The following is a 14,794-nucleotide window of genomic DNA, read 5'->3' as shown; positions in this document are numbered from 1 at the left end:
GCCATCGACTGCGCGGTGTTGGACGACGCCTCGTCCGACGGCCCGAACATCATCAGCGACGGCCACCACCACCGGTCGACCGCGTCCTGGACCATGCGCCGCTGGGCCTCGGTGCCGCGCATCATCGTCATCAGCAGCTCGTAGCCCTGGCGCTGGTGGAAGGACTCCTCCTTGCAGATGCGGATCATCGCGCGGGCGTAGGGCCCGTAGGACGTGCGGCAGAGCGGGACCTGGTTGACGATGGCCGCGCCGTCGACGAGCCAGCCGACGACGCCGACGTCGGCGAAGTTGAGCGTGGGGTAGTTGAAGATCGAGGAGTACTTCTGCCGGCCCTCGACGAGCTTGGTGGTGAGGTCCTCGCGGTCGGCGCCGAGCGTCTCGGTGGCCGCGTACAGGTACAGGCCGTGCCCGGCCTCGTCCTGCACCTTGGCCAGCAGGATCGCCTTGCGGCGCAGCGAGGGCGCGCGGCTGATCCAGTTGGCCTCGGGCTGCATCCCGATGATCTCGGAGTGCGCGTGCTGCGCGATCTGCCGCACGAGCGTGCGGCGGTAGCCGTCGGGCATCCAGTCCCGCGGCTCGACGCGCTGCCCGGCCCCGACGATCCGGTCGAACTCCTGCTCCAGGTCCACGCGCCGATGTTACATGTGAACCCGAGATTTTCCGATAGGTGTCACAACCGGTAGGGCTTGAGCCTCCCGCAGGCGACCGCGCACGACCCGCGCATGACCCGCGCCGGACACCGGGCTGACGACACCGGGGTGTCCCGCGCGGGGACACCCCGGTGTGGCGGTCAGCCGTTGGGGTTGAACGGGATGCCGGCCGGCTTGGCCTTGGTGAGGTTGTCGGCGAACGCGCTGTCCTTGATGGCCAGGCTCGCGCTGCCGAAGTCGGCGTTGACGAGCCGGTCCCGGATGCCGGGCGGGAAGTTGTTCCAGCTCACCAGGTCCGGGTACTGCCAGGTGCCGTAGTGGTTCTCTGGCACCTCGGTCATGCCCGCCAGCCGGAAGCAGTGCGTGCTGGCGCCGTCCTTGTGGTAGATGACCTTCGCGTGCGTGCCCTCCCAGCCGACCTGGGACCGGGGGTAGGTCGAGTAGTTGCCGTGCGCGGAGACGGACACGTACTCCGCCTGGTCGTTGGAGACCCACACCACGACGTGCTCGATGTCGTGCCGGTGCCCGCAGCAGTCCCAGCCCGGGACGGCCTGGTCCTTCTCGAAGTACAGGTCGTAGAGGTAGGCACACCAGCCGTTGTTGCACTTGGACCGGGCGTAGGAGTTGGTGTTGTCCAGGTCGGACTGGTCATGGCAGTTCCCGTTGAGGGCGCCGGAGTTGTTCAGGCCCGGGTTCAGCGTCCCGTCCGGGCCGATCGCCGGCGTGGGGTAGCAGCCGTCCCCGTCGTAGTCGAAGGCCGGCTGCCACTTCCCGTCCGGCTCGGTGACGCTGGTCGGCAGCGCGGTGGGCGGGTCCGCCCACGCGACGGCAGGTACGGCGACCATCAGCACGGCGGCACCGAGCACCGCACGTACGGCGAACGAAAGCTTCCCCGACATCTCAGGCCTTTCGATCGAATCGGCACGACGTGACTGACTGTAAATCACCAACCACGCACAGCACGACCGACGAACGGACGAACAATCGATGACCGGAAAGCGCGCCGATTAGGCAGCGCCGACTAGGAGGCAGCGCGGCGCCGCAGCCACCACATCGACGGGATCAGCACGGCCCACACGCCTAGCACCGTCAACCCGACCGGCAGCAGGGTGACGACCGCACCGCGCCCGGCCACCCGCACCAGCTCCGGGTTGTCCTGCTTGTACTCGACCTCGACGACGTTGCCCTGCTTGAGCCCCGCCGGGTACAGCACGCCGGTCTGCGGGATGTGCTCCGCGCCGTCCGGGGTGTAGAAGCGCACGAGGGTCCGGGTGAACGAGGCGGAGACGACCTCGGCGTTGGCGTAGCCGATGTCCCTGTCGATCGAGACGTCCTCGGTCCACGCGGCGACCACGAACACCACGGCGAGGAAGGTGACGATGGCGCCCAGGGCGAGCAGGGCACGCGCGGCGATCCGCCGGATCAGCCGCCGGCGCTCCGCCGGGGCGTAGGTCACCTGCACAACCACGCATCGAGCCTAGCCGCCGGCCCGCGGCGCCCGGCCGGAGCCGTCACGAAGCGCCACGTGCCAGCCGGACCGGGCCTCCCACGACGGCGGCGGGAGGCCCGGTCCCGTTCGGTTCACGGCTGCGGCGCGCGGTCCGGCCTGCCGGTCCGGCGAGGTCCCGGCCGGTCAGTTCTCCATGGAACCGTCGAGAGGGCGGCCTTCCGTGAAGAACGGTGCGATCTTGTTGTCGTACATGCTCAGCGCCGACCCGATCGCCATGTGCATGTCGAGGTACTGGTAGGTCCCGAGCCGTCCGCCGAAGAGAACATTCCGCTCTGTGGCCTCTTTCGTGGCGAGCGCGCGGTACCGGCCGAGCATCTCCCGGTCTTCGGGGGTGTTGATCGGGTAGTACGGTTCGTCGTTCTTCTCCGCGGACCGGGAGAACTCCCGCACGATGACGGTCTTGTCCTGGGGGTATGCCCGTTCCGGGTGGAAGTGCCGGAACTCGTGAATCCGGGTGAAGGGGACAGCCTCGTCGGCGTAGTTCATGACGGGGGTGCCCTGGAAGTCACCGCGGTCCCGCAGGACTTCCTGTTCGAAGTCCAGCGTGCGCCAGCCCAGCCAGCCTTCGCTGTAGTCGAAGTAGCGGTCGAGGGGCCCGGTGTAGATCACGGGCGTGCTGGCCGGGATGTCGTCGCGGACGTCGAAGAAGTCGGTGTCCAGGCGGATCTCGATGGCCGGGTGATCGGCCATCCGGTTGAGCCAGGCGGTGTACCCGTCGACGGGCAGGCCTTCGTAGGTGTCCTTGAAGTACCGGTTGTTGAACGTGTACCGGATCGGCAGGCGGGTGACCGTGGCACCGGGGAGGTTTTTGGGATCCGTCTGCCACTGCTTCGCGGTATAGCCCTTGAAGAACGCCTCATACAGCGGCCGGCCGACCAGGGAGATGGCCTTGTCCTCGAAGTTGGTGGCGCTCTCGCCGTCGACCTCGCCGGCCTGCTCGGCGATCAGGTCCTGCGCGGCGGCCGGAGAGAGCGTTCGCCCGAAGAACTGCGACATCGAACCCAGGTTCGGCGGGAAGGAGTAGACATTTCCCCGGTAGATCGAAAACACCCGGTGCTGGTAGCCGGTGAACTCGGTGAACTGGGTGACGTAGTCCCACACGCGCTTGTTCGAGGTGTGAAACAGGTGCGCGCCGTACTTGTGGATCTCGATACCCGTCTCGGGCTCGAGCTCGGAGTAGGCATTGCCGCCCAGGTGCGCACGGCGCTCGATCACCAGGACGCGCTTGCCCTGCTGACTTGCCACACGTTCCGCCACCGTCAGACCGAAGAAGCCAGAACCGACGACGACGAGGTCAAATCCCGTGAGACTCACCCGCGGGACAGTACCGAGTGCTCGTTCCACAGAGGAGGAGTGGTCCCCGCGGACTCCTCCGGCGGTCAGCGCAGGGTGGCCTCGGTGACCGTGGCGCGTAGGCGGGCGTGCAGGTCGCGCAGCAGGGCGCGGTTCGAGCGGATCTCGACCACGCGCAGGCCCTTCGCCGGGCGCAGGGCGGCGTTGAGGTCCTCGCGGTCCGTGACGAGGGTGTGCGGCACGCGGTAGCCGGCGCACAGGGCGGCCAGGTCGGCGCCGTGCGGGGTGCCGAACACGCGCTCGAAGGTGTGCTGGTACTCGGCGGCACCCTGCTCCAGCAGCGTGAAGATCCCGCCGCCGTCGTCGTTGTGCACGACCACGGTGAGGTTCGGGCGCTGCTCCGGCGGGCCGATCAGCAGGCCGTTGAGATCGTGCAGCAGGGTGAGGTCGCCGATCAGCGCGTAGGCCGGGCCGCCCTCGGCCAGGGCGACACCGGCGGCGGTGGACACGTTGCCGTCGATGCCGGCCACGCCGCGGTTGGCGTACACCCGCAGGTCCGAGCGAGGCTCGGCCACCAGGTCGACGTCGCGAACCGGGTTGGAGGAGCCCAGGAACAGGGTGGCGTCGGGCGGCAGCGCGGCCACCACCTCGGCGGCGACCTGCAGGCCCGTGGGCCAGGGCTCCTCGCCGAGGAGCTTGTCGACCGCGGCGGCGGCACCCGCGTCGGCGTGACGCCACGCCGGGAGCCAGTCGGTGTCCATACCGTCCACCTGCGCCATGTCGTCGAGGTCGAGCCAGCCGCGGACGTGCGTCGCCACGTACTGCGGGTCTGTCCACTGTGGATGGTCGCCGATGCCGTAGACCGGCGCCCGGCCCATGAGCCCGCGGACCCCGCGGGACAGGGTGGGCCGGCCGACGACCACGACCGCGTCCGGGCGCAGCGCCGGGGGCAGCTCCCCCGTCGACAGCAGCAGCGCACCGCAACGCAGGACCGCCGCACCACCCGCCAGCGCGGCGGCCTGGCCGGACGGCTCGGCCACCGCGGGCCACCCGGCCGTCGCGGCGACCGTGGCCGCCGCCTGCGCGCGGTCGGCGCGGCCGCTGCCGAAGACCACGAGCGTGCGGGGCGGCAGGCGGAAGTCGACCCGGCTGCCGGCGATGGTCATCGGCGCGGCCGACGTGGTCCAGCGCCGGCCCTGCGGCCGGCCGTCGAGGGAGTCGGGCCAGCGTGGCTCGAACGTGGGCACCAGCGGCTCCCGGAACGGCACGTTGACCTGCACCGGCCGGCCGTGCTCGGCCTGCGCGACGGCCCGGCAGACCAGCCCGCGCCACACCTGGTTCTGCCCCTCGCGCCGCTCGGCCACGGGGAACTCGACGGCGACCGCGGCCGGGCCGAACAGCCCGCGCTGGTCGATGGTCTGGTTGGCGCCCGTGCCGTGCAGCTCCGGCGGCCGGTCGGCGGTGATCGTGAGCAGGCCGACGCCCGAGTGGTACGCCTCGAGGACCGCCGGGTGCAGGTTGGCGGCCGCGGTGCCCGAGGTGCACACGATGGCGACCGGGCGGCCGCTGCCCCGCGCGAGGCCCAGCGCGAGGAACGCCGCCGCGCGCTCGTCGATCCGGACATGGAGGGTGAGCCGGCCGGCCTCGGCGGCCTCGGCCAGCGCCATGGCCAGCGCCGCGTTGCGCGAGCCCGGGGTGAGGACCACGTGCGGCACGTCGTTGCGGATGAGCTCGTCGACGATGACGCTCGCCTGCGCGGTGGACGGGTTCACTCCACACTGCCCCCTTGCATCGCCCGCATGCGGATGGCGCCGTGGATGAGCTCGCGGCCGAACGGCGTGAGCCGCTCGCCGTTCTGCGTGGCACCCACGGTCTCGAGGTCCCGCAGCAGGTCGACGACGGCGGCGCGCACGGTGTCGGCCGGCATCGGCTCGTCGCGGGCGTCGCTGCGCCAGCCCAGCTCGTAGAGGACCACGCCGATCCGGTCGACCATCATGTCGACGTCGACCTCGTCGGCGAGCAGCAGCATCGCGAACAGCGGCGCGGCGGCCTGCCGGGCGATCCGGTCGGGGCCGTCGAGCAGCCCGGTGCACATGGCCTCGAAGATCATCACCGGGTGGGCGAGGGCGCGGTCGCCGTCGTCGGTGCGCCGCAGCTCGCCGTCGACGGTCTCGAGCAGGCCGAACCTCCGCGCGAGCTCGCGCAGCGGGGCCGGGCCGGCACCGAGCTCGCCGAGCACCTTGCCGAGCGGCCGGGCGGCCGGCATCAGGAGGTCGGCGTCGAGACCGGAGGGCCGGGTGAAGTCGGGGGTGGTGCGGACCAGCAGCTCACGCATGGTCTGGCTGCCGCAGTGGTCGCGCCAGTGCTCCATCCGCTCGGCGAACATCAGGTTGCCGAGCGTGTCGTGGTGGCCGTCGGGCGACTGGTCCAGTACCGCGACGGCGACGCCGAGCCGCCGCTCCTCGTCGGCCGGGTCGAGCTCGCCGGCGACGATGGCCCGCTCGAGGGCGCGGGTGATGGCGTCGAACAGGGCCATCTCGCGCGGGCCGGGGTCGTCGGTCCAGCTGACGCGCATGTCGGCGGGCGGCATGAGGCCGGACTCGAGCGTGGCGTGCGCGTAGAGCTCGAAGCAGCCGATCTCGTCCCCGGCCGCCTCGATGATCTCGGCGGTGCGCTCGCCGCGGCAGATGTCGGCGTATCGCGGCTGGTCGAGCTGGTCGAAGAACCAGGCGGCCCGCTCGACGACGTCGCGCCACGGCGGCATCGCGGGCAGGTCGTCCGGGGGCTCGCGGAGGAGCTGGGGCAGCGTGAGCCAGAGGAAGTTCTGCACGTCGAGCTGCGACATGAGGTAGCCGGGGCGGTCGCCGGACACGTCGTACCAGCACGCGGCGACCACCAGCCCGGCGTCGTCACGCTCGGCGAGCTCCTCCACCAACGTCTCGACATCCTGCATGGCGCCCAGCTTGGCACGGCGGCCTGACAACCCGCGAACGCTGTGCCCATATGCTCCCGGGCGTGGCTGAGCCGACCGTTTCCTCGCTGTTCGACCCTGACGCGTGGCGTGCCGTCGAGGGGTTCGACTTCACCGACATCACCTACCACCGGGCCGTTCACACCGGGGCGGTGCGCATCGCGTTCGACCGGCCGGAGGTGCGCAACGCCTTCCGCCCGCACACCGTCGACGAGCTCTACCGGGCCCTCGACCACGCCCGGATGTCACCCGATGTGGGGTGCGTGTTGCTGACGGGGAACGGCCCGTCACCCCGGGACGGCGGGTGGGCGTTCTGCTCTGGCGGCGACCAGCGGATTCGCGGGCGGACGGGGTACCAGTACGCGTCCGGCGACTCCGCCGAGTCCGTGGACCCGGCCCGGGCGGGGCGCCTGCACATCCTGGAGTGCCAGCGACTCATCCGGTTCATGCCGAAGGTCGTGATCGCCGTCGTGCCGGGCTGGGCCGCGGGTGGCGGGCACAGCCTGCACGTGACGTGCGACCTGACCCTGGCCAGTGCCGAGCACGCGCGGTTCAAGCAGACCGACGCGGACGTGGGCAGCTTCGACGGCGGGTACGGCTCGGCCTACCTCGCGCGCCAGATCGGGCAGAAGCTCGCGCGCGAGGTGTTCTTCCTGGGCCGGGCGTACTCGGCGGAGGACATGCACCGGATGGGCGCGGTGAACGCCGTGGTGCCGCACGCCGACCTCGAGGCGACCGCGCTGGAGTGGGCGACCGAGATCAACGGCAAGTCACCCACCGCACGCCGCATGCTCAAGTACGCGTTCAACCTCATCGACGACGGCCTGGTGGGCCAGCAGCTGTTCGCCGGCGAGACGACGCGGCTGGCCTACATGACCGACGAGGCCGTGGAGGGCCGCGACGCGTTCCTCGAGAAGCGCGACCCGGACTGGTCCCCGTTCCCGCACTACTACTGAGCGGCCTGCTACCGAGCGGTGGCGAGCCACGCCTCGTGCGCGGTGTCGACCTTGCGCCACAGGCGTTCCCGGCGCTCGTCGTCCACATCGGACAGCGGGAGGCCGAAGACGTCCGCGAGGGCGGCGTACCAGTCGCGCCTGGTGGTGAGGTCGGTCGTGGTGTCTCCCTCCTCGTCCTGCCGTGTCAGCACCCGGCCACGTAAGGCGTCGACGCCGGTGGCGTGGCGCCGGAAGGCCGTGAGGACCCGCACGAAGCCCGAGTCCGGATGGGACTGCAGGAACCGGTGCTTGGCCTCGAAGGCCTGCTGCTCGGCGTCCCCGGGCGCGAAGTCCATGCCCACCAAGGACATCCGCGGGTCGGCGTGGAAGCGCCAGCCGCCGTCGACGGCCACGCTCGGCGCCAGCGCGTAGGTGAACGGGCCCTGCCGGTGCTCGCCCTCGACGAGCGGCATCGGCTCGTGCGGGCCGTCGCCCAGCCCGGCGTCGACGAACCAGCGGCCGCCCGGGTTGGCGTCGGTGGGCAGGCCGTCGACGGTGAGCGCGAGGTGGTTGCCGGTGGCGCCGACCTCGCTGTCGGGTGCACCCTGCACGCCGCCGACGTGCCAGCGCACGTCGAAGCCGAGCCAGCCGAGCAGCGTGGCCATGGCGCCGTTGAGGTGGTAGCAGTAGCCACCCCGGCCGCCGGTGACGTGCCGCACGGAGTGCAGCGGCGCGATGGTGCGCCGCTCGCCGAGCCAGATCCAGACCGACTCGTACGGGATGCGCTCGACCTGCGCCCGGTGGACCGCGAACAGCGCCTCGACGCCGACCGGCGGCGGCCCGGGCAGGCCGAGCCTGCGTAAGTACCGGTCACGCAGGCCGGCGTCCAGCGGTGCGAGCCAGGTCATGGCACGACTGTAGGTGAGGGGTACGACAATCGACGGCATGCGGGAGATCGTGCTGGCCGGGCCGTCGAGCGTCGGCTCGTTGGTCGACGCGCTGCGGGCGGCCCTCGACGGCTCCGGGCCGGCCGTGCTGCCGCTGTCGGCGGGTGACCCGCGGCTCGCGCGGCTGCGCGAGCGGATGGCGCCGGAGCGGCCGGCCGAGCCGGGGACCGCGGTGGTCGTCGCGACGTCGGGGTCCACCGGGGAGGCCAAGGGCGTGCTGCTGGCGGCGTCGGCGTTGCGAGCGTCGGCGGGGTCGACGCACGCGCGGCTCGGCGGGCCGGGGCGGTGGCTGCTCGCGTTGCCACCGCAGCACATCGCGGGCATCCAGGTGATCGTCCGGTCGCTGCTGGCGGGTGCCGAGCCGGTGGTCCTGGGCACGCAACCGTTTGCCGACGCGGTCGCGCGGCTCGGCGGGGGCCCGCGCTACACCTCGCTCGTCCCGACCCAGCTGACCCGGCTCCTCTCGCCCGGCCGCTCCGCGGACCTCGAGGCGCTGCGGTCGTTCGACGCGGTGCTGCTCGGCGGCGCGGCCACGCCGGCGCCGCTGCTGGCGCGGGCGCGCGAGGCCGGGGTCAAGGTCGTCACGACGTACGGGATGTCGGAGACCGCGGGGGGCTGCGTGTACGACGGCTTCCCGCTCGACGGCGTCGGGGTGCGGCTGCGCGACGGCCTGGTCGAGCTGTCCGGGCCGATGCTCGCGAGCGGCTACCGGCTGGCGCCGGAGGAGACCGCGGCGGCCTTCGTGGCCGGCTGGTTCCGGACCACCGACCTGGGCGAGCTGCGGGCCGACGGCTCGCTGGCGCTCCTCGGCCGGGCCGACTTCATGATCAACACCGGCGGGGTGAAGGTGGCACCCGGCGCGGTCGAGGCGGTGCTCACCGCGCAGCCGGGCGTGGCCGAGGCGTGCGTGGTCGACCTGCCCTCGGCCGAGTGGGGTCAGCTCGTGGCGGCCGCGATCGTGCCGGCCGGCCCCGCCCCCGCGGTGGCCGACCTGCAGGCCGCGGTGCGGGCCGCGCTCGGTGGCCCGGCGGTGCCCAAGCTCGTCCGGTTCGCCGACACGCTTCCGTCGCGCGGCCCGGGAAAGGTCGACCGGTCGGCCGTGCGCGAGCTGCTCAGAACAGCCGAGGGTTCAGCCACGCGGTCGTCTCGGCCCGGAAGAGGCTGACCAGGACGAGCACGCCGAGCGCCAGGTTGGCCACGCCCGCCGGCGCGCCCTGGGCCAGCGTCACGAGCCCGCTGATGATGCCGATGACCTCGATCACCGCGACGGGGACGCGGGCCCACGCGACGCGGCGGAGCAGGAGCACCCCGGAGACCACGAGCACGACGGTGATGAGGAACGAGAGGTAGCCGAGCAGGTAGACGATGCCGGGCACCTCCCGCCCGTGGCCGACGTCCTGGGCGGCGCCCCAGAGCACGAGCGCGCCGGCGAACGCGTTGAGCAGCGCCTGCAGGAAGATCGCGACGACTGCGTTGAGGAGGGCTCCGGGCCGCTTGTCCACCATGCGCGCAACGCTAAGGCCTCGGCGGCGGGACCCCTCCCGGATGGCCGCTCCCCGGCCGGAACCTGCCACCGGGTCGGGACGTCTCGATCGGTGATTCTTCCCCGACACGCGAGAACTTTCGGTTGACAGGTCACCAGCCGGCGTCTTGGCTCTGGGCGCCAACGGCACGCGACCCTGCAGCGGTTCGTCGGCCGCTCCGTGTGCCGCCGAAAGGACGATCATGAAGTCCAGCCGACACTTCCTGCTGGTCGCCGCCCTCGTCGCGGCACCAGTCGTCGGGTTCGCCCCGGCGGGGGCCGAGCCGGCGCCGGCGCACCGCGTCGACCTCGCCCGGCCGGGCGGCGGCAGTACCAACGTGACGACCGGGCCCGCCGTCCGGTTGGGGACGGCGGCCAACCGGGCGGCCAGCACCGAGTCCTCGCTGCGGACCGGCATCGCGGTCTACCCGCTCGGACGGCTCGCCACCGCGGCCGACACCTTCGACGCCACGGTCGAGAGCACCGTCCCGGCGGGTGCCGAGCTCGCGGTCGACGTCCGCGGGCGGCTCCGCGACGGGCAGTGGACCGAGTGGACCGAGATCCGTCCCGGCGCACCGGCCGTCCTGCCCACCGCGGCCCGGGACGTCGAGGTCCGCGCGATGCTCACCGCGCCGGACGGGGTCGCCTCGCCCGAGCTGCGGGCGTTGACGATCACGCCGTCGGCGACCGGGAAGCCACCCTCCGGCCCGGTGCACGCGGCCGACGCGGGGCTGAGCTACCGGGTGTTCGCCACCCGCGAGGGCCTCGTCGGCGGCACCACCGCCAACGGCCACGTGATCACCTCGCGGGACCACTTCGTCGCGCTGCCCTCGCGGCGTGGCCTGGCCGGCAACGGGGCCGGCGACTACAGCGTCCGCGTCTGCGCGAGCAACGGCCGCTGCGAGTGGGCGCCCGTCTGGGACGTCGGCCCCTGGAACACCCGCGACGACTACTGGAGCCCGCCGAGCGTGCGGCAGGAATGGAAGGACCTCCCGCAGGGCAAGCCCGAGTCGCAGGCCGCGTACCAGGACGGCTACAACGGCGGCAAGGACCAGTTCGGCCGGCAGGTCGCCAACCCCGCCGGCATCGACCTCGCCGACGGCACCTTCTGGGACGGCCTCAAGCTCACCGACAACTCGTGGGTGACCGTGACCTACCAGTGGACCGGCTCGGACCCGGCCGGCGTCGTCAAAACCGCCCGCGACCCGCTCAACGTGCGCAACGCCACCACCACCACCGGCGCGGTCGTCGGGATGGCGGCCAACAACGCCCAGGTGCGGGTCGAGTGCAGGACCACGGGCCAGCAGGTCTCGGGCTCGCAGGGCACGTCCAACGTCTGGTACCGGCTGGCCGCCGGCAAGTTCGTCGCGGCGGCCTACGTCTCCGGGGGCGGCTCGGCACCCGGCTGCTGACCCGCGGCGGCGCGCCGGGGCCCGGGCCCCGGCGGGCCGCGCCGGAAACCGGTGGCCGCCAGCACGACCAGCAGCGCGAGGGCGCACCACACGTAGTCGTTGCCCAGGACGTGCTGCCACAGCGCCCAGTGGCGCTCGCGGTTGTGCTGCCTGGGCAGCAGCCAGTGCGGCGGCGTGACGAACAGCAGCAGCCCGGCCACCGCGGCGAGCTGGGCCGGCAGGTGCCACTCGCGCAGCCGCCGCACCACCCAGATCGCCGCCACCGCCACCCAGACCCAGTGGTGCGACCAGGAAACCGGCGACACCAGCAGCCCGACGGCGGCCGCCGCGACCAGCGCGCCCAGGTCGTCGCCGGCCTCGCGGCTGGCCCGCACGGCCCGCCAGCCGAGCGCGACGACGACCGCCGCCGAGCCGAGCCACAGGACCTTCGTGGCCGTGTCGCCCAGGTCGAGGCGGTGCCAGAAGCCGTTGAGCGACTGGTTTCCCGCGTAGGTCAGGCCGCCGATCCGGCCCGGGTCCTCGATCACCGTGGACAGGTACGCGGAAATGGCGCCAGGGGAGGCGACCCACGCGACCGCCGTGGCGGCGGCGAACCCGGCCAGCGCGGCGAGGACCGGGCGCCACTGCCCGCGGGCGAGGAAGAAGAGGACGAACACGGCCGGGGTCAGCTTCACCGCCGCCGCGATGCCGATCAGCAGGCCGCGGGGCCACCAGGTGCGCGGCAGGAGGCAGTCGGCGACCACGAGGACCATGAGCAGCAGGTTGATCTGGCCGAAGCTGAGCGTCTGGCGGACCGGCTCGAGCAGCAGGCCGCCGGCGACCGCGGCCAGGATGGCCAGTCGCGGCCGCCGCACGACGATCGCCGCCGTGCCGGCGAGGGCGGCGAGCGAGGCCACGGTGACGAGCGCGATGGCCACGCCGAACGGGATGACCGCGACCGTCGTGAACAGCATCGCCGAGACCGGCGGGTAGGTGAACGGCAGGCCCACGCCGGAGCGGCGGACGAACTCGTTGCTGTAGAGGGTGTACCCGTCGAGCCAGGCGCGGCCGCCGGCCCGGTAGACGCGCAGGTCGATGAAGTTGTCGAAGTCGACGAAGAGGACGAGCGCCGCCGCGACGACGACGAGCAGCCCCACCGCGACGACGGCCGACGTGCGCCGCGTCATCGAGATCCCGGCCACCGCGCCCCCTCCCGGTCCCGGGGGGAGCGTAGGCCAGGCGCCGGGCGTGCCGTCGTTCGCGTCGAGCAAGATGGGCGCATGGCCGCAACAACGACAGAGTGGATCGAGGGGGCGCGGGTCCGGACGCTGCCGAACTCGGTGGCCCCGGTGATCGTCGGCGCCGGCGCGGCCGGGGCGATCGACCGGTTCAGCTGGTGGGCGTCGCTGCTCGCGCTGGTGGTCGCGCTGGCGTTGCAGGTCGGGGTCAACTACGCCAACGACTACTCCGACGGGATCCGCGGCACCGACGCCGCCCGCGTGGGCCCGTTGCGGCTGGTCGGCTCCGGGGTCGCGACGCCGGCGTCGGTGCGGGTCGCGGCGGTCGCGTGCTTCGTGGTCGCCGGGGTGGCGGGCCTGGCGCTCGTGGCGCTGACCGGGCACTGGTGGCTGCTCGCGGTCGGGGCGGCGTGCATCGCGGGTGCGTGGTTCTACACGGGAGGGTCGCGCCCGTACGGCTACTCGGGCTGGGGCGAGGCGGCGGTGTTCGTCTTCTTCGGACTGGTGGCCGTGCTGGGGACGCTGTACGTGCAGGCCGCGACGGTGACGTGGCCGGGGGTGGCCGGCGCGGTGGCGCTGGGCGCGTTCTCGGCGGCGGTGCTGGTGGCCAACAACCTGCGCGACGTCCCGACGGACGCGGAGACGGGCAAGCGCACCCTGGCCGTCCGCCTCGGCGACCGTCGCACCCGGACACTCTACTTCGGACTCGTCACGGTGCCGTTCGTCGTGACCCTGCTGGCGGCGCTCGCGAACCCGTGGCTGCTGATCGCGCTGCTGGCCGCCGTGCTGCTCCTACCGGCGGTGCGCATCGTGGCGCGCGGCAGGGACGGCATGGCGCTGATCCCGGTGCTACGCGACACCGCGATGGCGATGCTAGCGTGGGCCGTGTTCGCGGGCGCGGCCCTCGGCTTCAGCTAGGCCGTGGTTCAGCCGGGCCGTGGCTCAGCTGGGCCGTGGTTCAGCCGGCCACTCGCCGGTCGACAGGAACGCGTCCACGGTCGTGCGGTCCGCGGTCAGGTCCAGGCCCTGGGCGGCCAGCCACGCGTCGGAGTAGTAGGTGTGGCCGTAGCGGTCGCCCTGGTCGCAGAGCAGGGTCACCACGCTGCCGGCGCGGCCCGCGGCGCGCAGCTCGGCCACGATCTGGAAGGCGCCCCACAGGTTCGTGCCCGTCGAGCCGCCGACCCGGCGGCCCAGCACGGGCTCCACGGCGCGGATCGTGGCCAGGGACGCGGCGTCGGGGACCTTGATCATGCGGTCGATCACCTGGCCGATGAACGACGGCTCCACCCGCGGCCGGCCGATGCCCTCGATGCGGGAGCCGTTGCAGTTGGTGAGGTCGGGCGCGCCGTCGCGCCAGGCGGCGAAGAAGACCGAGTGCTCCGGGTCGACCACGGCCAGCCGGGTGTTCAGCCGCTGGTAGCGGATGTAGCGGCCGATCGTCGCGCTGGTGCCGCCGGTGCCGGCGCCCACCACGACCCACTCGGGCTCCGGGTGCGGCTCGAGGGCCATCTGCTCGAAGATCGACTCCGCGATGTTGTTGTTGCCACGCCAGTCCGTGGCCCGCTCGGCGTTGGTGAACTGGTCCATGAAGTGGCCGTTCAGCTCGGCGGCCAGCCGGTGCGACGCCAGGTACAGCTGGCTCGGCTCGTCGACGAAGTGGCACCGCCCACCCTGCCGCTCGATCAGCCCGACCTTCTCCGCGCTCGTCGTGCGGGGCATCACCGCGATGAACGGCAACCCGAGCATGCGCGCGAAGTACGCCTCCGACACGGCCGTCGAGCCCGACGATGCCTCGATCACGGGCGTGCCCTCGACGATCCAGCCGTTGCACAGCGCGTAGAGGAACAACGACCGGGCGAGGCGATGCTTGAGAGAGCCGGTCGGGTGGGTCGACTCGTCCTTCAGGTAGAGCTGGACATTCCATTCGACCGGCAGCGGGAACGGGATGAGGTGCGTGTCGGCGCTGCGGTTGGCGTCCGCCTCGATGATGCGGACCGCCTCGCAGACCCAGGTCCTCGTCTTGTCACTGCAGCGGTCGACGGCGGTCACCACGAGGCCGCGCCGTCCGGCGGGTCCTCGCCACGCAGCTGGGCACGCAGCCGGTCGCGGTGCGCGTCGCGCTCGGCGCCGCGGGCCGCCAGGGCGGCGGTGACCCGCCGGTTGAGACCGCGGAAGACCAGGAGCCCCAAGGGAAAGCCGACCACGATGGCCACCGCCAGCGCCACCAGCAGCGGGACACCGAAGATCAGCAGGACGAGGGTGCCCAGCGCGACCAGGCCCAGCCTGGCCAACGTGTAGAGCGCCAGGTCACGCCGCAGGTTGTCAGCCACGACCGTG

Annotated in this window: 15 protein-coding genes; 4 read left to right on the top strand and 11 right to left on the bottom strand. The window is 72.7% G+C overall.

The window, feature by feature from the left end:
• The 6 genes from paaA to VGD70_RS24270 all read right to left on the bottom strand — a co-directional run.
• The coding region (gene paaA / locus VGD70_RS24295) for a 1,2-phenylacetyl-CoA epoxidase subunit PaaA (RefSeq protein WP_331085119.1) at window positions 1-629 on the bottom strand (629 nt) is incomplete at its 3' end.
• Window positions 630-790: 161 nt separating this feature from the next.
• Window positions 791-1,549, bottom strand: coding sequence for an NPP1 family protein (locus VGD70_RS24290; protein WP_331085117.1), 759 nt, complete (start codon window positions 1,547-1,549; stop codon window positions 791-793).
• A gap of 122 nt (window positions 1,550-1,671) precedes the next feature.
• Window positions 1,672-2,118, bottom strand: a complete 447-nt coding sequence (locus tag VGD70_RS24285; RefSeq protein ID WP_331085115.1) for a DUF3592 domain-containing protein — start codon at window positions 2,116-2,118, stop codon at window positions 1,672-1,674.
• A 165-nt stretch (window positions 2,119-2,283) separates the two neighbouring features.
• Window positions 2,284-3,474 carry a UDP-galactopyranose mutase gene (glf, locus tag VGD70_RS24280; RefSeq protein ID WP_331085113.1) on the bottom strand — a complete coding sequence of 397 codons (1,191 nt, stop codon included), beginning with the start codon at window positions 3,472-3,474 and terminating at the stop codon, window positions 2,284-2,286.
• 65 nt (window positions 3,475-3,539) lie between these two features.
• Window positions 3,540-5,225: a 2-succinyl-5-enolpyruvyl-6-hydroxy-3-cyclohexene-1-carboxylic-acid synthase gene (gene menD, locus VGD70_RS24275; protein ID WP_331085110.1), complete on the bottom strand. Its 1,686-nt coding sequence runs from the start codon at window positions 5,223-5,225 to the stop codon at window positions 3,540-3,542.
• Entirely contained in the window at window positions 5,222-6,406 is a 1,185-nt protein-coding gene (locus tag VGD70_RS24270; RefSeq protein WP_331085108.1) for a hypothetical protein, read from the bottom strand. Before VGD70_RS24270 ends, menD begins: the two co-directional genes overlap by 4 nt.
• A 50-nt stretch (window positions 6,407-6,456) precedes the next feature.
• Here VGD70_RS24270 and VGD70_RS24265 point away from each other — a divergent pair, with 50 nt between their 5' ends.
• Complete coding sequence (locus VGD70_RS24265; protein ID WP_414638041.1) at window positions 6,457-7,380, top strand: 1,4-dihydroxy-2-naphthoyl-CoA synthase; 924 nt, start codon at window positions 6,457-6,459, stop codon at window positions 7,378-7,380.
• A gap of 8 nt (window positions 7,381-7,388) precedes the next feature.
• On the opposite strand, the gene VGD70_RS24260 is transcribed toward VGD70_RS24265, so the two are convergent.
• Window positions 7,389-8,267 carry an arylamine N-acetyltransferase family protein gene (locus tag VGD70_RS24260; RefSeq protein WP_331085104.1) on the bottom strand — a complete coding sequence of 293 codons (879 nt, stop codon included), beginning with the start codon at window positions 8,265-8,267 and terminating at the stop codon, window positions 7,389-7,391.
• A gap of 37 nt (window positions 8,268-8,304) precedes the next feature.
• Between VGD70_RS24260 and menE the strand changes: the two genes are divergently transcribed.
• Window positions 8,305-9,471 carry an o-succinylbenzoate--CoA ligase gene (gene menE, locus VGD70_RS24255; RefSeq protein WP_331085136.1) on the top strand — a complete coding sequence of 389 codons (1,167 nt, stop codon included), beginning with the start codon at window positions 8,305-8,307 and terminating at the stop codon, window positions 9,469-9,471.
• Here the strand turns inward: menE and VGD70_RS24250 are convergent.
• On the bottom strand, window positions 9,419-9,811 hold the full coding sequence (locus VGD70_RS24250; protein ID WP_331085102.1) for a hypothetical protein: 393 nt from the start codon (window positions 9,809-9,811) through the stop codon (window positions 9,419-9,421). The two genes, menE and VGD70_RS24250, sit on opposite strands and share 53 nt — an antisense overlap.
• 220 nt (window positions 9,812-10,031) lie before the next feature.
• Between VGD70_RS24250 and VGD70_RS24245 the strand changes: the two genes are divergently transcribed.
• A complete protein-coding gene (locus tag VGD70_RS24245) occupies window positions 10,032-11,240 on the top strand; it encodes a hypothetical protein (RefSeq protein ID WP_331085101.1) in 1,209 nt (402 codons plus the stop codon).
• Here the strand turns inward: VGD70_RS24245 and VGD70_RS24240 are convergent.
• Window positions 11,204-12,421 carry a glycosyltransferase 87 family protein gene (locus VGD70_RS24240; protein ID WP_331085099.1) on the bottom strand — a complete coding sequence of 406 codons (1,218 nt, stop codon included), beginning with the start codon at window positions 12,419-12,421 and terminating at the stop codon, window positions 11,204-11,206. The two genes, VGD70_RS24245 and VGD70_RS24240, sit on opposite strands and share 37 nt — an antisense overlap.
• A 78-nt stretch (window positions 12,422-12,499) precedes the next feature.
• Here VGD70_RS24240 and VGD70_RS24235 point away from each other — a divergent pair, with 78 nt between their 5' ends.
• Window positions 12,500-13,375: a 1,4-dihydroxy-2-naphthoate polyprenyltransferase gene (locus VGD70_RS24235; protein WP_331085097.1), complete on the top strand. Its 876-nt coding sequence runs from the start codon at window positions 12,500-12,502 to the stop codon at window positions 13,373-13,375.
• A gap of 24 nt (window positions 13,376-13,399) precedes the next feature.
• Here the strand turns inward: VGD70_RS24235 and VGD70_RS24230 are convergent, their stop codons facing one another.
• Both VGD70_RS24230 and VGD70_RS24225 read right to left on the bottom strand, forming a co-directional pair.
• Entirely contained in the window at window positions 13,400-14,506 is a 1,107-nt protein-coding gene (locus VGD70_RS24230; RefSeq protein WP_331085134.1) for a PLP-dependent cysteine synthase family protein, read from the bottom strand.
• Complete coding sequence (locus tag VGD70_RS24225) at window positions 14,503-14,787, bottom strand: DUF4229 domain-containing protein (RefSeq protein WP_331085095.1); 285 nt, start codon at window positions 14,785-14,787, stop codon at window positions 14,503-14,505. The genes VGD70_RS24230 and VGD70_RS24225 overlap by 4 nt, the downstream gene beginning before the upstream one ends.
• Between the last annotated feature and the right edge of the window lie 7 nt (window positions 14,788-14,794).

Source organism: Actinophytocola sp. (genome assembly GCF_036402745.1).
GTDB lineage: Bacteria > Actinomycetota > Actinomycetes > Mycobacteriales > Pseudonocardiaceae > Actinophytocola.
The sequence above is the reverse complement of the archived record's forward strand: the minus strand, read 5'-3'. Positions and strand labels throughout refer to the sequence as shown.

Excerpts from the sequence above, each read along its gene's own strand:
- VGD70_RS24250 (WP_331085102.1), bottom strand. The coding sequence starts at position 9,811 with ATGGTGGACAAGCGGCCCGGAGCCCTCCTCAACGCAGTCGTCGCGATC.
- menE (WP_331085136.1), top strand. The coding sequence starts at position 8,305 with ATGCGGGAGATCGTGCTGGCCGGGCCGTCGAGCGTCGGCTCGTTGGTC.
- VGD70_RS24245 (WP_331085101.1), top strand. The coding sequence starts at position 10,032 with ATGAAGTCCAGCCGACACTTCCTGCTGGTCGCCGCCCTCGTCGCGGCA.
- VGD70_RS24290 (WP_331085117.1), bottom strand. The coding sequence starts at position 1,549 with ATGTCGGGGAAGCTTTCGTTCGCCGTACGTGCGGTGCTCGGTGCCGCC.
- VGD70_RS24265 (WP_414638041.1), top strand. The coding sequence starts at position 6,457 with ATGCTCCCGGGCGTGGCTGAGCCGACCGTTTCCTCGCTGTTCGACCCT.
- VGD70_RS24270 (WP_331085108.1), bottom strand. The coding sequence starts at position 6,406 with ATGCAGGATGTCGAGACGTTGGTGGAGGAGCTCGCCGAGCGTGACGAC.
- VGD70_RS24260 (WP_331085104.1), bottom strand. The coding sequence starts at position 8,267 with ATGACCTGGCTCGCACCGCTGGACGCCGGCCTGCGTGACCGGTACTTA.
- VGD70_RS24235 (WP_331085097.1), top strand. The coding sequence starts at position 12,500 with ATGGCCGCAACAACGACAGAGTGGATCGAGGGGGCGCGGGTCCGGACG.